This is a genomic window from Geodermatophilus sp. SYSU D00710, from assembly GCF_054050195.1.
Window position 1 is genome coordinate 1 of record NZ_JBJGYX010000048.1, and the last position, 15,433, is coordinate 15,433.

14 protein-coding genes are annotated in these 15,433 nt (G+C 73.6%); 7 read left to right on the plus strand and 7 right to left on the minus strand.

Annotated elements, in window-relative coordinates; genetic code table 11:
* Positions 1-7: 7 nt before the first annotated feature.
* Positions 8-523: an ASCH domain-containing protein gene (locus ACI78U_RS18590; protein WP_456876870.1), complete on the minus strand. Its 516-nt coding sequence runs from the start codon at positions 521-523 to the stop codon at positions 8-10.
* 34 nt (positions 524-557) lie between these two features.
* Between ACI78U_RS18590 and ACI78U_RS18595 the strand changes: the two genes are divergently transcribed.
* Positions 558-1,649: a pyridoxal-phosphate-dependent aminotransferase family protein gene (locus ACI78U_RS18595; protein WP_456876871.1), complete on the plus strand. Its 1,092-nt coding sequence runs from the start codon at positions 558-560 to the stop codon at positions 1,647-1,649.
* Between the two features lie 107 nt (positions 1,650-1,756).
* On the opposite strand, the gene ACI78U_RS18600 is transcribed toward ACI78U_RS18595, so the two are convergent.
* The 5 genes from ACI78U_RS18600 to ACI78U_RS18620 form a co-directional block, all read right to left on the minus strand.
* On the minus strand, positions 1,757-2,626 hold the full coding sequence (locus ACI78U_RS18600) for a DUF559 domain-containing protein (RefSeq protein ID WP_456876872.1): 870 nt from the start codon (positions 2,624-2,626) through the stop codon (positions 1,757-1,759).
* 265 nt (positions 2,627-2,891) lie between these two features.
* On the minus strand, positions 2,892-4,337 hold the full coding sequence (locus ACI78U_RS18605) for a gamma-aminobutyraldehyde dehydrogenase (protein ID WP_456876873.1): 1,446 nt from the start codon (positions 4,335-4,337) through the stop codon (positions 2,892-2,894).
* Positions 4,338-4,377: 40 nt separating this feature from the next.
* Positions 4,378-4,737 (minus strand): hypothetical protein, encoded by a 360-nt coding sequence (locus tag ACI78U_RS18610; RefSeq protein WP_456876874.1) that lies wholly within the window; start codon positions 4,735-4,737, stop codon positions 4,378-4,380.
* Positions 4,724-6,277: an FAD-binding oxidoreductase gene (locus ACI78U_RS18615; RefSeq protein ID WP_456876875.1), complete on the minus strand. Its 1,554-nt coding sequence runs from the start codon at positions 6,275-6,277 to the stop codon at positions 4,724-4,726. Before ACI78U_RS18615 ends, ACI78U_RS18610 begins: the two co-directional genes overlap by 14 nt.
* Before the next feature lie 2 nt (positions 6,278-6,279).
* On the minus strand, positions 6,280-7,758 hold the full coding sequence (locus tag ACI78U_RS18620; RefSeq protein WP_456876876.1) for a (Fe-S)-binding protein: 1,479 nt from the start codon (positions 7,756-7,758) through the stop codon (positions 6,280-6,282).
* A 127-nt stretch (positions 7,759-7,885) separates the two neighbouring features.
* On the opposite strand from ACI78U_RS18620, the gene ACI78U_RS18625 reads away from it, so the two are divergent.
* The 4 genes from ACI78U_RS18625 to ACI78U_RS18640 all read left to right on the plus strand — a co-directional run bounded on the left by ACI78U_RS18625 (position 7,886) and on the right by ACI78U_RS18640 (position 12,078).
* Positions 7,886-8,662: a FadR/GntR family transcriptional regulator gene (locus tag ACI78U_RS18625; protein ID WP_456876877.1), complete on the plus strand. Its 777-nt coding sequence runs from the start codon at positions 7,886-7,888 to the stop codon at positions 8,660-8,662.
* The gene (locus tag ACI78U_RS18630) at positions 8,659-9,351 is read left to right on the plus strand and encodes a cache domain-containing protein (protein ID WP_456876878.1); all 693 of its coding nucleotides are present in this window, start codon (positions 8,659-8,661) and stop codon (positions 9,349-9,351) included. Before ACI78U_RS18625 ends, ACI78U_RS18630 begins: the two co-directional genes overlap by 4 nt.
* Positions 9,352-9,493: 142 nt before the next feature.
* The gene (locus ACI78U_RS18635; RefSeq protein WP_456876879.1) at positions 9,494-11,035 is read left to right on the plus strand and encodes an APC family permease; all 1,542 of its coding nucleotides are present in this window, start codon (positions 9,494-9,496) and stop codon (positions 11,033-11,035) included.
* The gene (locus ACI78U_RS18640) at positions 11,032-12,078 is read left to right on the plus strand and encodes an LLM class flavin-dependent oxidoreductase (protein ID WP_456876880.1); all 1,047 of its coding nucleotides are present in this window, start codon (positions 11,032-11,034) and stop codon (positions 12,076-12,078) included. The genes ACI78U_RS18635 and ACI78U_RS18640 overlap by 4 nt, the downstream gene beginning before the upstream one ends.
* A 70-nt stretch (positions 12,079-12,148) precedes the next feature.
* Here ACI78U_RS18640 and ACI78U_RS18645 read toward each other — a convergent pair whose 3' ends face one another.
* Positions 12,149-13,357 (minus strand): saccharopine dehydrogenase family protein, encoded by a 1,209-nt coding sequence (locus tag ACI78U_RS18645; RefSeq protein ID WP_456876881.1) that lies wholly within the window; start codon positions 13,355-13,357, stop codon positions 12,149-12,151.
* 132 nt (positions 13,358-13,489) lie between these two features.
* On the opposite strand from ACI78U_RS18645, the gene ACI78U_RS18650 reads away from it, so the two are divergent.
* Together ACI78U_RS18650 and ACI78U_RS18655 are read left to right on the plus strand one after the other, a co-directional pair.
* Positions 13,490-14,974 carry an APC family permease gene (locus ACI78U_RS18650; protein ID WP_456876882.1) on the plus strand — a complete coding sequence of 495 codons (1,485 nt, stop codon included), beginning with the start codon at positions 13,490-13,492 and terminating at the stop codon, positions 14,972-14,974.
* Entirely contained in the window at positions 14,971-15,396 is a 426-nt protein-coding gene (locus ACI78U_RS18655; RefSeq protein ID WP_456876883.1) for a universal stress protein, read from the plus strand. Before ACI78U_RS18650 ends, ACI78U_RS18655 begins: the two co-directional genes overlap by 4 nt.
* The last annotated feature ends 37 nt before the right edge of the window (positions 15,397-15,433 follow it).

The following is a 15,433-nucleotide window of genomic DNA, read 5'->3' on the forward strand; positions in this document are numbered from 1 at the left end:
GGCCGGCTCAGCCGGCCCGGTCGGCCACCTCGGGCGGCCACACGACGCGGAACCGCTCGAACACCACCTCGAGCTCGTCGTCCCAGGCCTGGCCGAGGGCGGCCAGGGTGCGGGTGAAGTAGCGCAGGTGGCCGCGGAGCCAGTCCTCGCGGGTGCGGTCGCCCTCGCCCTCGTCCCAGGCGAAGGCGTCGTCGACGCTGTCGAGCCGGCCGACCCGCAGCTCGGTCGAGCGCAGCACCGCCCGGGGCCGCCCGTCGCCGTCGCAGGCGATCCAGTACCCGCCGATGCGGGGGAGCGGCTCCTCCTCGCGCGCGAAGTCGCCGGCCAGGCCGGCGGTGGCCCGCTTCGTGCCGGCGAGCACGAGCGCGATGAGCTCGTCGGCCAGCGACCGGCTGTCACCGAAGCGCTCGACGGGCGGCTCGTCCTCGGGCGGGCCGCCCGCCGGCCGGGTCGCCGCGTACTGCCGCCACATCGCGGCGGCCTCCTCGCGGCGCAGCGCGCCCGGAGCGTCGTCGGTGGCCATGTGCGGTCCTCCTCGTCTCGGTAGCGTCCCGGGCATGCCGCTGCGCGTCCGCACCCTGCTCGGTCCCGGTCCGTCCAACCCCTACCCCGAGGCGACGGTCGCTCTCGGGCAGCCGCTGCTCGGGCACCTCGACCCGGTGTTCCTCGGCATCCTCGACGAGACCTCCGAGCGGCTGCGCACGCTGTTCGGCACCACCAACCGGCGCACGCTGCCGCTGTCGGCCACCGGGTCGGCGGGCATGGAGGCGTCGTTCGTGAACACGGTGGGCCCCGGCGACGTCGTCGTCGTGGCGGTCAACGGCCTGTTCGGCGAGCGGATGGTCGACGTCGCCTCGCGCTGCGGCGCCGAGGTGGTGCGGGTCGACCACGAGTGGGGGCAGCCGGTCGACCCCGAGCGGGTGCTCGCCGCGCACCCCGCGCCCAAGCTGATCGCCGCCGTGCACGCCGAGACCTCGACCGGCGTGCGCTCGGACCTGGAGCCGCTGGCCGCCGGCAAGGGCGACGCGCTGCTGCTGGCCGACTGCGTCACCTCCCTCGGCGGCATCCCCGTGCGGCTCGACGAGTGGGGCGTGGACCTGGCCTACTCCGGCTCGCAGAAGTGCCTGGGCGTCGCGCCCGGTCTCGCCCCGTTCACCATCTCCGACCGGGCGTGGGAGCGGCGGATCGAGAGGCCGCAGAGCTGGTACCTCGACCTCGGCATGCTCGGGGGCTACGCCGGCGAGGCCGCCGGGTCCGGCGGCCGCACGTACCACCACACCGCGCCGACCGGGATGGTGGTCTCGCTGCACGCCGGCCTCGGCCGGATCCTCGACGAGGGCCTCGACGCCGTGCACGCGCGGCACGCCGAGGCCGGGCGGCTGCTGCACGAGGGCCTGCGGGACATCGGCCTGGAGCTGTTCGCCGCCGAGGGACACCGGCTGCCGGAGCTGACCACCGTCCGCGTGCCCGACGGCGTCGACTCCGCGGCCGTGCGCAAGGAGCTGCTCGAGCGCTACGACCTGGAGATCGGCGGCGGGGTGGGCGCCTACGCGACGTCGGTCTGGCGGATCGGGCTCATGGGGCCCAACGCCGCCCCGGAGAAGGTCGCGCTGGTACTGGCCGCGCTGCGCGAGGTGCTGGGCCGCTGAGCGCGTGCCCGTGATCCGCCCCTCCGCCGGCCGAGTGTGCAGTCGTGGTCGCGGCGCCCGGCGCGTCGGCCCGTGTCGTCGACCACGACTGCACACCCGGCTCGCGGTCACCACCGGGCGCCCCGGCTCCGGAGGGCTCCGGCCACCCGGGACAGCACCCGGTCCCGGCGACCCAGGTCGTCCTCCCCGAAGCGCAGGACCAGCCATCCGTGTGCGGCCATCAGCGTGTACCGGTCGAGGTCGCGCCGGAACTGTCGCCGTTCGGCGTGGTGGCGCCCCTCGTACTCCAGCGCGACCCGCCACTGGTCGTAGCCGAGGTCCGCGTGCGCCACGGCGCGTCCTCGGCGGTCCACGACGGGGAGCTGCGGAACGGGGTCGGGCAGCTCGCTGCTGACCAGCCAGTAGCGGATCAGGCTCTCCGGCCGGGACGCCGCCAGCGGCGTCAGCAGGGGAGCGCACTCCCGCGCCCGGACCACCCCGCGGACGCCGTCCGCCCGCTCGAGCCGCTCGCCCAGCGCCGCGGCATCGAGGTGCCCGGCCCGGTACAGGGCGTCCCCGACGGCGACCAGCTCCTGACCCGGCATCCGGGCGGCCAGGTCCAGCCAGGTCTGCGGACCGCTGGTGACCGGGAGCCCCGCACACCGGACCTCGTCCCGGGCGGTCAGGTGCCGGACGTGGACGCGGATGCGCTGCCGGCGCGCCCGGTACACCCCCGGCCGCACCGCGAACTCCAGCGGCCACGACGCCCGGAGCGGTGCGCCCAGCAGGACGGCCGCGGTCCGGTGGGAGGCGACCGCGCCCTCGGGCAGGACGGCGAGCGCGGCACGGGCGGCGTTCGCCGTCGTCAGCGGGACCGACCGGGAGACGAAGGCGCCGCGGGTGACCCGCACGCCGTCCCTCGCGAGCTGCGCGCGGGTCAGCTCGGCGACGTCGGCGGCCGCACGGGTGTAGACGGGCGGGAGCAGGTGCCTGGTCACGCACCGACGCTGACCGCGACGGCGGGCGGTGGCGGGGAGCGGCGGGCACCGGTGGACGAACGCTGCGGCTGTGGATCCACGCGACGGCGCAGTCGTGGTCGCCGCCCGCGGCGCGCCCGCGCGGGTCGTCGACCGCAGGTGCTCACTCGGCCCGGACGACGGCACGGACGACGGCGCGGACGACGGCACGGACGACGGCGCGCACGACGCCACGGACGACGAGGGGCCCCGGTCCGGGTGGACCGGGGCCCCTGCCGTCGCGTGGTCAGGACTCGATGTTGGCCATGACGTGCTTGACGCGGGTGTAGTCCTCCAGGCCGTACAGCGAGAGGTCCTTGCCGTAGCCGGAGTGCTTGAACCCGCCGTGCGGCATCTCGGCGACCAGCGGGATGTGGGTGTTGATCCACACGCAGCCGAAGTCCAGCCGCTTGCTCATCCGCATCGCGCGGCCGAAGTCCCTCGTCCACACGCTGGAGGCCAGCCCCAGCTCGACGCCGTTGGCCCAGCGCACCGCCTCGTCCTCGTCGGTGAACCGCTGCACGGTGATGACCGGGCCGAAGACCTCCCGCTGCACCATCTCGTCGTCCTGCCGCAGGCCCGCCACCACGGTCGGCTCGACGAAGAAGCCCCGGTCGCCCAGCCGGTGCCCGCCGGTGGTGACCTCGGCGTGGTCGGGCGCGCGGTCGAGGAACCCGGTGACGTGCGCCAGCTGGTTGGCGTTGTTCACCGGCGGCACCAGGGCGTCCTCGTCGCCGGCGCCCTTCTCGTAGGTGGTGGCGGTGTTGCGGGCCTGCTCGGTCAGCGCCGCGACGAAATCGTCGTGGATCCCGGGGCCGGCCAGCACCCGGGAGGCGGCGGTGCAGTCCTGCCCGGCGTTGAAGTAGCCGGCGACGGCGATCGCCTCGGCCGCGGCCTCGAGGTCGGCGTCGTCGAAGACCACGACCGGCGCCTTGCCGCCGAGCTCGAGGTGCACCCGCTTGACGTCCTTGGCCGCGGCGCCGGCGACCTCCATGCCGGCGCGGACCGACCCGGTGATCGCCACCAGCTGCGGGGTCCGGTGCTCGACGAGCGCCCGGCCGGTGTCGCGGTCGCCGCAGACGACGTTGAGCACGCCCGGCGGCAGGATCTCGGCGGCCAGCTCGGCGAGCCGCAGCGTGGTGACCGGCGTGGTGTCCGACGGCTTGAGGACGACGGTGTTGCCCGCCGCCAGCGCCGGCGCGATCTTCCAGACCGCCATCATCATCGGGTAGTTCCACGGGGTCACCTGGCCGACGACGCCGATGGGCTCGCGCCGGATGAAGCTGGTGTGCCCCTTCATGTACTCCGCGGCCGCCTTGCCCTCCAGCGTGCGGGCGGCACCGGCGAAGAACCGGATCTGGTCGACCATCGGGGGGATCTCCTCCGAGGCGGTCAGCCCGAGCGGCTTGCCGGTGTTGCGGCTCTCCAGCGCCACGAGCTCCTCGGCGTGCTCCTCCACCGCGTCGGCCAGCCTCAGCAGCGCCTGCTGCCGCTCCGAGGGGGTGGTGTCCCGCCAGGTCTCGAACGCGTCGGCGGCCACCCGGTAGGCGCGGTCGACGTCCTCGGGGCCCGACACCGGCGCGGAGGCGAACACCTCGCCGGTGGACGGGTCGACGAGGTCCATCCGGCGGCCGTCGGCGGTGTCGACGTGCTCCCCGCCGACGACGTTGCGCAGTTCGAGCTTCTCGCTCACTCGGGGTCCCTCTCGTCGGTCATCGGTGCTGATCCGGTGGTCATGGTGCTACCGGGCCGCTGATCGGTCCAGCACCGGGGGTCGCCGGCTGCGGATTCCCTGCCCCCTCTGCCTCCACCTCGGCGAGCAGTTCGGAGCCGGTGACGACCTTCCCGGCGAAGTGCCGGTGCATCCACGCCAGGTGGTCGTGCCGGCTGCGCATGATCCGCAGCGTGTCCCAGTTGGGGAACACCTGCTGCAGCACGTGCTCCTGCATCAGCCGGGGGTCGACCTCGTAGACGTGCTCGAACGTCGTCTGCGCCACCTCGCTGACCCGCACCGGCGGCGGCGGGGTGTGCTGCTCGGCGAAGCGGTACGGAGCGGTCGCGGCCGGGCCGGCGGGCTGGTCATCGGTTCTCATCGGTCGTGTCCCTCCCGTAGGCCCGGTCGAGCAGGTACTTGCCCGGGTTCATGACGTTGTTGGGGTCCAGCGCCCGCTTGACCTCGAGCATCACGTCGAACCCCTTGCCCAGCTCCTGCGGGAGCAGGTCGACCTCGCCCTCGCGGCAGGAGCCGTGGCAGGCGCTCATCGACCCGCCGTGCGCGATCGCCACCGCGGCGATGTCGTGCTTGGCCTTCACCCAGGCGGCCCAGGCGGCGTCGTCGAGGCGCTGCTCCCAGATGCCGACGTCGATCTCGGTGAGGTAGTCGACCCCGGTGCTGCCGGAGGTGTAGGCGAACATGCCCCAGTCGTCGAAGACGTCGGTCTTCCGGCGCAGGTCGGCCATGATCTCGTGCCAGGCCCGGCTGACCGCGGGGACGGCGGAGAAGTTGACCGCGGCGTCCTCGCAGTGCCAGGACATCGGGATGACCTGGCCGTCCTTGGTCCGGCCGTGCAGGGGAGTGGCGTACCGGTCGTGCCGGGCGGCCCAGTCGCCCTCGGAGATCTCGTCGCCGAGGTAGCGGGCCCCGTGCTCCTTCGCGATCCGGAACAGCCGCTTCCCGCCGGCGCGCACCTCGTCCTCGTAGCCGTACATGACCGCGCAGACCAGGGCGCGGACGTCGGCCGGCTGCGGGATGTAGGCCTCGTCGTCGCGGCGCAGGTAGGCGACCTTGTGCTCGTCGAAGAGCACGGCGCCGGCGAAGGTGGCCACCCCGGCGCGGGCCAGCGCGCCGGTGCACGCGTGGGCGTCCTCGTAGCTGTCGAACGCCCAGAACGGGGAGAGCTCGGCCTCGGGCTTGGGGAACAGCTTCAGCGTCGCCCGCGTGGCGATGCCGAGGGTGCCCTGGTGCCCCATGAACAGGTGCTTGAGCTGGTAGCCGCTGGAGCTCTTGCTGATCTTCTGGCCGATGCCGTCGCCGACGTGCAGCACCTCGCCGGTGGGCAGCACGTGGTCGAAGCTGAGCACCAGGTCGCGGGTGTGCCCGTACCGGGAGCCGATCAGTGACCAGCCGCTGGTGCCGATCCGGCCGCCGACCAGCGAGCACGGGTAGGACGCCGGGTCGTCCGGGTAGAACAGCCCGTGGGGGGCCAGCCGCTCGTTGAGCTTGAGCATGTTGATGCCGGTGCCGACGGTGACGGTCCGGTTGACCAGGTCCAGCTCGTGGATCTGGTTCATCTTCTTGACGTCGACGACGATGCCGCGCCGGTGCGGGACGGCGCCGTCGGTGAGCCCGGTGCCGCCGTCGCGGGGGACGACGGGGATCTCCAGCTCGTTGGCGATCCGGACCACCGCGGCCACCTGCTCGGTGGAGGTGGGCATGACCACCACGTCGGGCACCCGCTCGGACCAGCGGTGCACCGGGAAGGGCGCCGGCACGCGGGCCCGGTTCCAGCGGTCGGTCTTGGCCAGCAGGAGCTGGTCGTCGGCCAGCACCGGCCGCAGCGCGGCGACGAGCTGGTTGAGCCGGTCCTCGCCGAGCGGCTCGGTGGTGAACGGCGCCGGTTCGGTCATCGTCATGGTCAGTGCCCTCCGCACCCGCAGCCGCCGGAACCGTTGCCGCACCCGCCCCCGCCGCAGCCGCCGCGCGAGCTGCCGTGCGCCCGCCGGGCCCGGCCGGGGACGCCGGTGCGCTCCTGGGCCAGCCGGCGGTCGCCGACGTCGCCGCGGGAGCCGCCCACGCTGATGCCGAGCGACTGGGCGAACAGCTCGTGCAGGTCGACGACGTCGATGTCCTGCGCGTCGCCGGCCTCCGACAGCGGGCGCTCCGACCACGGGCAGGCGCTGACCAGCGTGTCGACGTCGAGCTCGGCGGCCCGCTCGAGGCGCAGTGCGCTGATCTTGGCGGTCAGCTCGGGCTTCTCGATCGGCAGCCCGCCGCCGCCTCCGGAGCAGTAGGACCACTGGGTCACCCGGTCGACGTCCTCGAAGCGCAGCCCGGGGATGGCGCGCAGCAGCTCGCGCGGCTCCTGCCAGATCCCCTTGCGCTTGTTGAGCCGGCACGGGTCGTGGTACGTGATCGCCCGGTCCACCGGCACCGAGGGGGTCAGCCGCCCCTCGCGCAGCAGCTGGGCCAGCACCTCGACGACCAGCACGACCTCGATGTCGAACTCCTCGCCGAAGTACCTGGGGTAGTCCTCGGTGAAGCTGATGTAGTCGTGCGGGTCGAGCACGAGCACCCGCCCGGTGCCGGTGGCCCGCCAGTCGTCGAGGTTGTGCCGGGCGAACCGCTGCGCCTGCTCGGCGTACCCCATCTCGGCGGCCGGCCCGCCGCAGCACCACTGATCGCGCATCAGGCCGAACTCGTAGCCGGCCATCTGCAGCATCTGCGCCACGGCCCGCGGCACCGACGTCCGGTAGAAGGCGGCCTCGCAGTCGACGAACAGCACCGTCTCCCCGCCGACCGGGATGTCGAGCCCCTCGGCCCAGTCGCGCACCCTCTCCTGGCTGACCGGCGTCTCGCCCAGGACCGGCTCGTGGGTGCGCAGGTCGGTGCGCTCGTTCCACACCTGCCAGCTCGGCTGGTGCACGCCGCTCTCCACGGCCAGCGAGCGCACCGCCTTGACGACGTCGACCGTGCGGGTGCGGAACCGGTAGAAGTCGCCGGTGAACAGCGTGTTGGGACAGCGCAGCTCGCACGCGCCGCACTGGGTGCAGTTGACGTAGTCGGCGGCGACGTCCGCGACGTCGAGCTCGCCGCGCTCCATGGCGACGACGTTGGCGTGGAAGGCCGTCGGGGTCCACGACTCGTTGCGCTCGACCTGGGTGACCGGGCAGACCTCGCGGCAGAACTTGTGGCCGGAGGAGAAGCAGTTGTAGGAGGCGTTGCGCCACTGCTCGACGAACGCCGCCGTCCTCGGGTCGGCGACCGGCGGGGGGACCGGGCCGGCCAGCAGCTCCGGATACCCGGCCAGCTCCGGCGGGTTGGACGGGGCGCCAGGCGTGAAGGGCTCGGAGAGCGCGTCTGCGCCGGGCGCCCGGTCGGGCTCGACCTGTGTCACTGCGTGCTCCTCGTCACAGGATGGCTGGGGTGGGCGTCACGCTAGCCACCAAAACCTATGGATTCAACGGTTAAGGGTGTCGATCGCGGTGACACACTGAGGTGTCCACCCGTCACAGGAGGCGAGCGTGCAACTGCTCAGCGGTGACGCCCGGCGGGCCGTCTTCGCCCCCCTCGACGACGGCGCCCTCCGCAGCGAGGCGGTCGTGCGGCGCGTGGGCAGCGCCATCGCCCTGGGCCTGCTCGGCGACGGCGAGCAGCTCCCGGCCGAGACCGACCTGGCCACCATGCTCAACGTCTCGACGATGACGCTGCGCGAGGCGCTGGCCGAGCTGCGCGGGCTCGGGCTGGTCGAGACCCGCCGGGGCCGCGGCGGGGGCAGCTTCGTGCAGGCCCGCGACGACGTCCTCGCCGAGCTGGCCGACGCCCGGCTCACCGAGCTGGCCACCACCGACCTGCGCGAGCTCGGCGACGTGCACGGCGCGGTCGCCTCCGCGGCGGCCCGGCTCGCGGCGACCCGGGCGTCGCGGGTCGAGATCGCCCGGCTGCGCGACATCGTCGACCGGCTGGCCCGGGCCGGCACGGTCACCGGGCAGCGCCGGGCCGAGGGCCGCTACTACGTCGAGCTCGCCGCCTGCGCCCAGTCGGTGCGGCTGACCATGCAGGAGATGGACCTGCACCTGGAGCTCGGGCAGCTGCCCTGGCCGCCGGCCCACGCCCCCGCGCTGCTCGACCGCATCGTCGCCGCCCACCGGGCCGTGGTGGACGCCGTCGAGGCCCGCGACCCCGCCGCGGCCCGGGCGCTCACCGAGGAGCACATCGAGACCCGCACGCTGTGGTCGATCGAGCTGCGGCTGCGCGCGGACGGCGGCGACGGGACCCTCGCCCGCCGGGAGGTCTCGTGACCCCGGTGGTCGAGGCGGTGTCCGAGGTGGTCGAGCAGGTCTTCGCCACCGTCGCCGAGGTGCACGACGCGGCGCTGCGGCCGGCCGCGCGCGAGGGCCTGCGGGCCGGGCGGCCGGTCCTCGGCGACGACGTCCGCGACCTCCTGCACGAGCCCGGCCAGCTCGCCGTCGGGCTCGGCCTCGTCGTCGCGCCGCGCCCGGAGCGCGGCCTGCCGCTGCGCCTGGAGTGGTGGCAGGCCGACCCCGACGGCGGCCGGCTGCGCAGCCTCGAGCCGGACCTGCGGCCGACCAGCCTCGGCTACTACGACTACACCGCGGCCGCCTGGTTCGACGTGCCGCGGCGGACCGGGCGGCGGCACGTCGTCGGGCCCTACGTCGACGTCCACGGCACCGGCCGGTACCTGCTGACGCTGACCGAGCCGGTGGTGGTCGACGGCGAGTTCGCCGGCGTGGCCGGGGCCGACGTCCCGGTCGGCCGCTTCGAGTCCCACCTCCTGCAGCGGCTCGGTCCCGGGGCGCCGTTCCTGCTGCTCAACGACGAGGACCGGGTCGTCCTCTCCACCGCGCCGCGGTGGCTGGTCGGCGCCCTGGTGTCCCCGGCCGCGGTCGCCGCCGGCCCGGTCACCGCGGTCCCCGGCGTCCCGTGGCGGTCCGTGCCGGTCGAGGACCACCGGCTGCTCACCGCCTGAGCGCACCGGGGCGGACGGTCCCACGGCCGGGCGCCGCGGCCCTTGTCCTGTGACCTCTGGCTCTATAGGTTTCCCGCGTCCCTGTGGCCTGGCGCACACCGGCGTCCGCCGGCGCGCCCCACCCTCGCGAGGAGACCGCCCGGTGACCGCACCAGGAGCCCCCGTCGGCCGGACCGACGACGACGCCCAGCTCGCCGCGCTCGGCTACCACGGGGAGTTCGACCGGAGCATGGGCCTGTGGGCGAACATGGCCCTCGGGTTCACGTACCTGTCCCCGCTGGTCGGCGTCTACTCGCTGTTCGCCTACAGCCTCTCCATCGGGGGACCGCCGGCGATCTGGTGGATCGTGATCGTCGGGGTCGGCCAGCTGCTGGTCGCGCTGGTCTTCGGCGAGGTCGTCTCGCAGTACCCGCTGGCCGGCGGCATCTACCCGTGGACCCGGCGGCTGTGGAACCGGCGCTACGCCTGGATCGTCTCGTGGGTCTACATCTGGGCGATCATCGTCACCGTCACGGCCGTCGCCCAGTTCGGCGGCGGCTTCGTCGCCGCGCTGTTCAGCATCGACGCCACCCCGGGCGTCGTCCTCGCGACCGCGGTCGGGCTGCTCGTCATCGCGTTCCTGGTCAACTACAGCGGCACCCGCACGCTCGCCCGGATCGCCCGCATCGGCCTGGCCGCCGAACTCGTCGGCGTCGTCGCCCTCGGGCTGTTCCTGCTGCTGTTCCGCCGCGAGCAGCCGTTCTCGGTCTTCTTCGACACCCTCGGCGCCGGCGGCGGCGACGCGTACATCGGCACCTTCCTCGCCGCGGCGCTGTCCGGCCTGTTCCTCTTCTACGGGTTCGAGGCCTGCGGCGACGTCGCCGAGGAGGTCGCCGACCCGGCCCGCCGGATCCCGCGCGCGATGATCCTGACCATCCTCGTCGGCGGGGTCTCGGGCTTCCTGTCCTACGCCGGCTACGTGCTGGCCGCCCCCGACGCGCAGCTGCAGGCGATCATGGCCGGTGAGGACGTCGACCCGATCCCCACCATCCTGGAGAGCGCACTCGGGACCGTGGGCTCGAAGGTCTTCCTGGTCGTCACCGTCGTCGCCTTCATCTCCTGCGTGCTGTCGCTGCAGGCCGCCGGCAGCCGGCTGCTCTACGCCTTCGCCCGCGACCGGATGCTCCCGGCCAGCGGCTGGCTGGGCCACGTGTCGAGCCGGCACGCGGTCCCGACCAACGCGCTGCTGGTCGTCTGCGTCGTCCCGGTGCTCATCTGCCTGTTCGTCTTCTGGCAGCCGGACTCCCTCGCCCGCGTCACCGCCTTCGCGGTGCTGGGCATCTACATCGCCTTCCAGGCCGTGGTGCTGGCGGCGCTGCGGCAGCGGCTCAAGGGGTGGCGCCCGGCGGGGGTGTGGAACCTCGGCTCGGCCGGCCTGGTGGTCAACGTGCTGGCCCTGGCCTACGGGGTGTTCGCCATCGTCCTGCTGCTCAAGCCCGCCCCCGGCACCGAGACCTTCCTCGACCGCTGGATCGTCGCGATCGGCCTGGCCATCGTCGCCGGCACCGGGCTGCTGTACCTGTTCGCCGCCCGGCCGGACCGGCACTCTGCACACGTCCCCGAGGGCGACGCCCGCGAGGTGGCCGCACAGCTCCAGCAGATCCGGCGGGACGCCGGTGTCCCGGTGAGTGAGGAGATCCGATGAAGTTCAGCTACGCGATGCTGCCCGACTACTCCCTGGAGGAATCGCTCCGGGCGATCGAGCTCGCCGACGAACTCGGCTTCTACGCCGTGTACGCCGCCGACGAGACCTGGCACAAGGACCTCTGGCTGCTCTTCGCCGCGGCCGCGGCGCGGACGTCGCGGGTGCGGATGGGGCCGAGCGTGTCGTCGGTGACGCTGCGGGAGCCCTCGCTCATCGCCCAGGCGGCCGCGACGCTCGACGAGCTCAGCGGCGGCCGGGCCGAGGTCGTGCTCTCGAGCGGCAACTTCGGGCTGCTGGCGCAGTACAAGCTGGACTGGAAGGGGATGAAGCCGCTCTCGCGCACCATCGAGGGGGTCCACGTCGTCCGGACCCTGCTCGACGAGGGTGCCATCACCTTCGACGGCGAGTTCTTCCGCTACGACGGGCTGTTCACCTTCGCCCGGCCGGTGCAGGAGCGGGTGCCGGTGAAGATGGGGGCCATGCGCGGGCCGCGCTCCTTCGAGGCGGCGGCGCAGTACTCCGACGGGTGCCACCAGGCGCTCAGCTACAGCCGGCAGGCCTACGACTACGCGGCCGAGCACTTCCGGATGGGGGCCGAGAAGGCCGGCAAGGACTGGACGACGCTGGACTTCGGCGCGTGGGTGGTCCTCGCGGTCGGCCGCGACTCCGCCGCCGCCAAGGAGGCCGCCCGCAGCATGGTCGGCATCTACGCCTCCTCCATGCCGGCCGAGCAGCTCGAGCGGCACGGTGTCGACCCCGAGCAGCTCACGCCGATCATCGACGCGATCGCCGGTGGCGACCTCGCCAAGGGCATCGAGCTGACGACGCCCGAGCTGACCGACAAGCTGTCCTTCGCCGGTACGCCCGAGGAGGTCACGGCCATGATCAAGGAGATCGAGCCGGCGGGGGTCAACCACGTCATCGCCGCGATCAACGACGCCTCGATCGTCAAGGCCTTCACCGGCCGCGAGCTGCCCGGGGTCGCCACCGTGGAGGAGCAGCTGCGGCTGATCCACGACGAGATCATGCCCGCCTTCGCCTAGGGAGCAGAGGTCGGCCCCCTTGCCGGGTCCCGCCGCGAGCGCGAGCGATGGGGGGCAAGGGGGTCCTTCCTCAGCCGCCCTCGCGCAGCCCCCAGGGCGAGCCGTAGGCGGTCAGCAGGTCGAGGAAGGGCACCGCGTCGAAGGCCTCCGGCCCCAGCACCCCGGTGCCGCGCCACCGGCCGGTCGCCAGGAGCTCGAGCGCGACGACGGGGTTGACCGCGGTCTGCCAGACCACCGCCTGGGACCCGTACTCGGCCATCGACCAGGCGTTGTCGACCACGTGGTACAGGTACACCTGCCGCGGCCGGCCGTCGGTGCCGGCGCCGCTCACCCACAGGCCCGCGCAGGTCCGCCCGGTCATCAGCTCGCCGAGCGAGGCGGGGTCGGGCAGCGCCGCGGCGACCAGGTCGCGCGGCGCGACCTCGACGTCGCCCACGCGCACCGGCGTCGTGGAGTCCAGGCCGGTGGTGTGCAGGGCCTTCAGGACGGTGATGAACTCGCTGCCGAGGCCGTACTTGAAGGTGACCCGCCGGGCGCCCACCCACCGCGGCATGAGGAGCACCTCCTCGTGCTCCACGTTGACGCACTCGACCGGCCCGATGCCCTCGGGGAAGTCGAAGACCTCCGGCTCGCTGAACGGCTCGGTGGTGTACCAGCCGCGGTCGCGCTCCCACACGACCGGCGGGTTGAGGCACTCCTCGATCGTGGTCCAGATGCTGAACGACGGCGCGAACGCGTGCCCGCGCACGGTCAGGTCCGACCCGTCGCGGACGCCGAGCTCGTCGATCTCGGTGAACAGGTGGTCGGCGGCGTACCGCGCGAACACGTCGGACAGGCCCGGCTCCACCCCCATGCCGACCAGGGCCAGCCGCCCGGCCGCCTCCCACTCGCCCGCCAGCGCGAACTGCTCGTCACCGAGCTTCACCCCGGTCAGCTCGTACGGGCGCTCGGGATGCGGGCGCGACAGCGACATCGCCATGTCCAGGTAGTGGACGCCGGCGGCGAGCGCCGCCCGGAACAGCGGCATGACGAACCGCGGGTCGGTCGCGTTGAGCAGCACGTCGCAGTCGTGCTCGGCGAGCAGGGACCGGACACCGGCCTCGTCGGAGGCGTCGACCCGGGCGGCCACGAACCGCGGGTCGCCCGCCGCGGCGACGGCCTTCTCCGCACGGGCGGGGTCGAAGTCGGCGACGACGAGCCGGGTGAGGAACTCGCGCCGGGCCGCGATCGCCGTGACCGCGCTGCCGACCCCACCGGCACCCACCAGCAGGATGCGCATGTCCACCTCCACGGGAGGCGGGCAGTCTAGCGACGAGTTCGGTGGTCGATGCAGGTCCGCAGCCGTCGAACCCTTGTCGGATGACCGGATCGCTGCGATAACCGTCGCATGAAGCCGGACCCTCCTGACGCCGTGGTCCGCCCGGAGGACGGGACGACCCTCCGCCCGGGCGCCATCGGGTTCCTCGACGCGCTCGTGATCGGGCTCGCCTCCACCTCGCCGGCCTACTCGCTGGCGGCGATCATCGGCGCGCTGGTGGCGCTCACCGGCGTCAACGCACCCGGGGTGCTGCTGGCCTCGTTCGTGCCGATGCTGCTCATCGCGTCGGCCTTCGCCGCGCTCAACCGGGTCGATCCCGACTGCGGGACGACGTTCTCGTGGGTCACCCGGGCCATGGGGCCGTGGGCCGGCTGGATCGGCGGCTGGGCCATCACGATGACCGGCGTCCTGATCATCGGGTCGCTGGCCAACGTCGGGGTCGTCTTCACCCTCCGTACGCTCAACCTGGACTCGCTGAGCGAGAACACCGCCGTCGTGCTCGTGCTGACGGTCGCGCTGATCCTGCTCATGACCTGGATCTGCGTGCTCGGCACCGAGCTGTCGGCGCGGCTGCAGAACGTGCTGATCCTCGCCCAGACCGCGGCGCTGCTGGTGTTCGCGGCGGTCGCCATCTACCGCGGGGTGACCGGCGACAGCCCGCTGGGCGGGCTCGACCCGAGCTGGGGCTGGCTGAACCCGTTCGGCGCGGGCGGCGCGGCCCTGACCGGCGGGCTGCTGCTCGGCGTGTTCGCGTACTGGGGCTGGGAGTCGGCGGTGAACCTGACCGAGGAGACCCGCGACTCCACCTCCACGCCCGGCCGCGCGGCGATCGTGTCCACCGTCGTCCTGCTGGTCACCTACGTCGCCGTCGCGATCGCCGTCCTCGCCTTCGCCGGCACCGACTACCTGGCCGACAACGCCGACGAGGAGGAGGCGATCTTCGCGCTGCTGTCCACCGAGGTGATGGGCGGCTGGGACTGGGTGGTCCTGCTGGCGGTGGCCACGGCGGCGATCGCCTCGACCCAGACGACGATCCTCCCGGCGTCGCGCACCGGCCTGTCGATGGCCCGGCGGCACGCGCTGCCGCGCCGGTTCGGGCACATCTCGCCGCGCCACCGCACGCCCGACGTCTCCACCTGGTGGGTCGGCGTCATCGCCAGCGTCTGGTTCGTCGGGGTGAGCCTGCTCAGCGAGAACGCGCTGTTCGACTCGATCACCGCGCTGTCGCTGCTCATCGCCTTCTACTACGCGCTCACCGGCATCGCCTGCGCCGTCTACCACCGCCGGCAGCTGACCCGCAGCGTGTCGGCGTTCCTGCTCATCGGGGTGGGCCCGCTGATCGGGGCGGGGCTGCTGATCTGGCTGCTGGTGCTGTCCATCGGCGACCTCGCCGACCCGGAGAACTCCTACACCGGTCAGGCGTGGCTGGGCGTGGGCCCGCCGCTGGTGATCGGCGTCGGGATCTTCGTGCTCGGCCTGGTGCTGATGTTCGTCTGGCGCAGCCGCGACAGCCGGTACTGGCAGGAGCGGCCGGGGATCGCCGGTGACCGCATCCACGTCGACGAGGAGCTGCGGTGAGCATCGTCCTGGGCTACGACGAGTCGCCGGGGTCCCGGCCGGCCCTGGCCATGGCGATCTCGCTGGCCGCCCGCTTCGACGAGCCGCTCGTCCTCGTGTACGGCGTCGAGCCGCCGGGCGGGCTGGGCGAGGAGTTCCAGGCCCACCAGCGGGCGCTCACCGAGATGGGCCGCACGGCGGTGGCGCACGCGGTCGAGGAGGCGCAGGCCGCCGGCGTCGAGACCGTCGTCGAGGTGCTGTCGCAGAAGCCGGCGCAGGCGCTGGTCGACGCCGCGCGCCGGCACGACGGCCGGGTCATCGTCGTCGGCACCCGCGGGGAGAGCCCGCTGCGCGGTGCCTTCCTCGGGTCGGTGTCGCACAAGCTGCTGCACCTGTCCGACCGCCCGGTCCTCTGCGTGCCCGCGCGGGAGGGCGAGGCATAGGAGGCTCTCCGCACGTCCTGGGCCGCAGGACGTGCGG

Coding starts and splice junctions, on each gene's coding strand:
- ACI78U_RS18590 (WP_456876870.1), bottom strand. CDS start 523: ATGGCCACCGACGACGCTCCGGGCGCGCTGCGCCGCGAGGAGGCCGCC.
- ACI78U_RS18595 (WP_456876871.1), top strand. CDS start 558: ATGCCGCTGCGCGTCCGCACCCTGCTCGGTCCCGGTCCGTCCAACCCC.
- ACI78U_RS18610 (WP_456876874.1), bottom strand. CDS start 4,737: ATGAGAACCGATGACCAGCCCGCCGGCCCGGCCGCGACCGCTCCGTAC.
- ACI78U_RS18615 (WP_456876875.1), bottom strand. CDS start 6,277: ATGACGATGACCGAACCGGCGCCGTTCACCACCGAGCCGCTCGGCGAG.
- ACI78U_RS18640 (WP_456876880.1), top strand. CDS start 11,032: ATGAAGTTCAGCTACGCGATGCTGCCCGACTACTCCCTGGAGGAATCG.
- ACI78U_RS18645 (WP_456876881.1), bottom strand. CDS start 13,357: ATGCGCATCCTGCTGGTGGGTGCCGGTGGGGTCGGCAGCGCGGTCACG.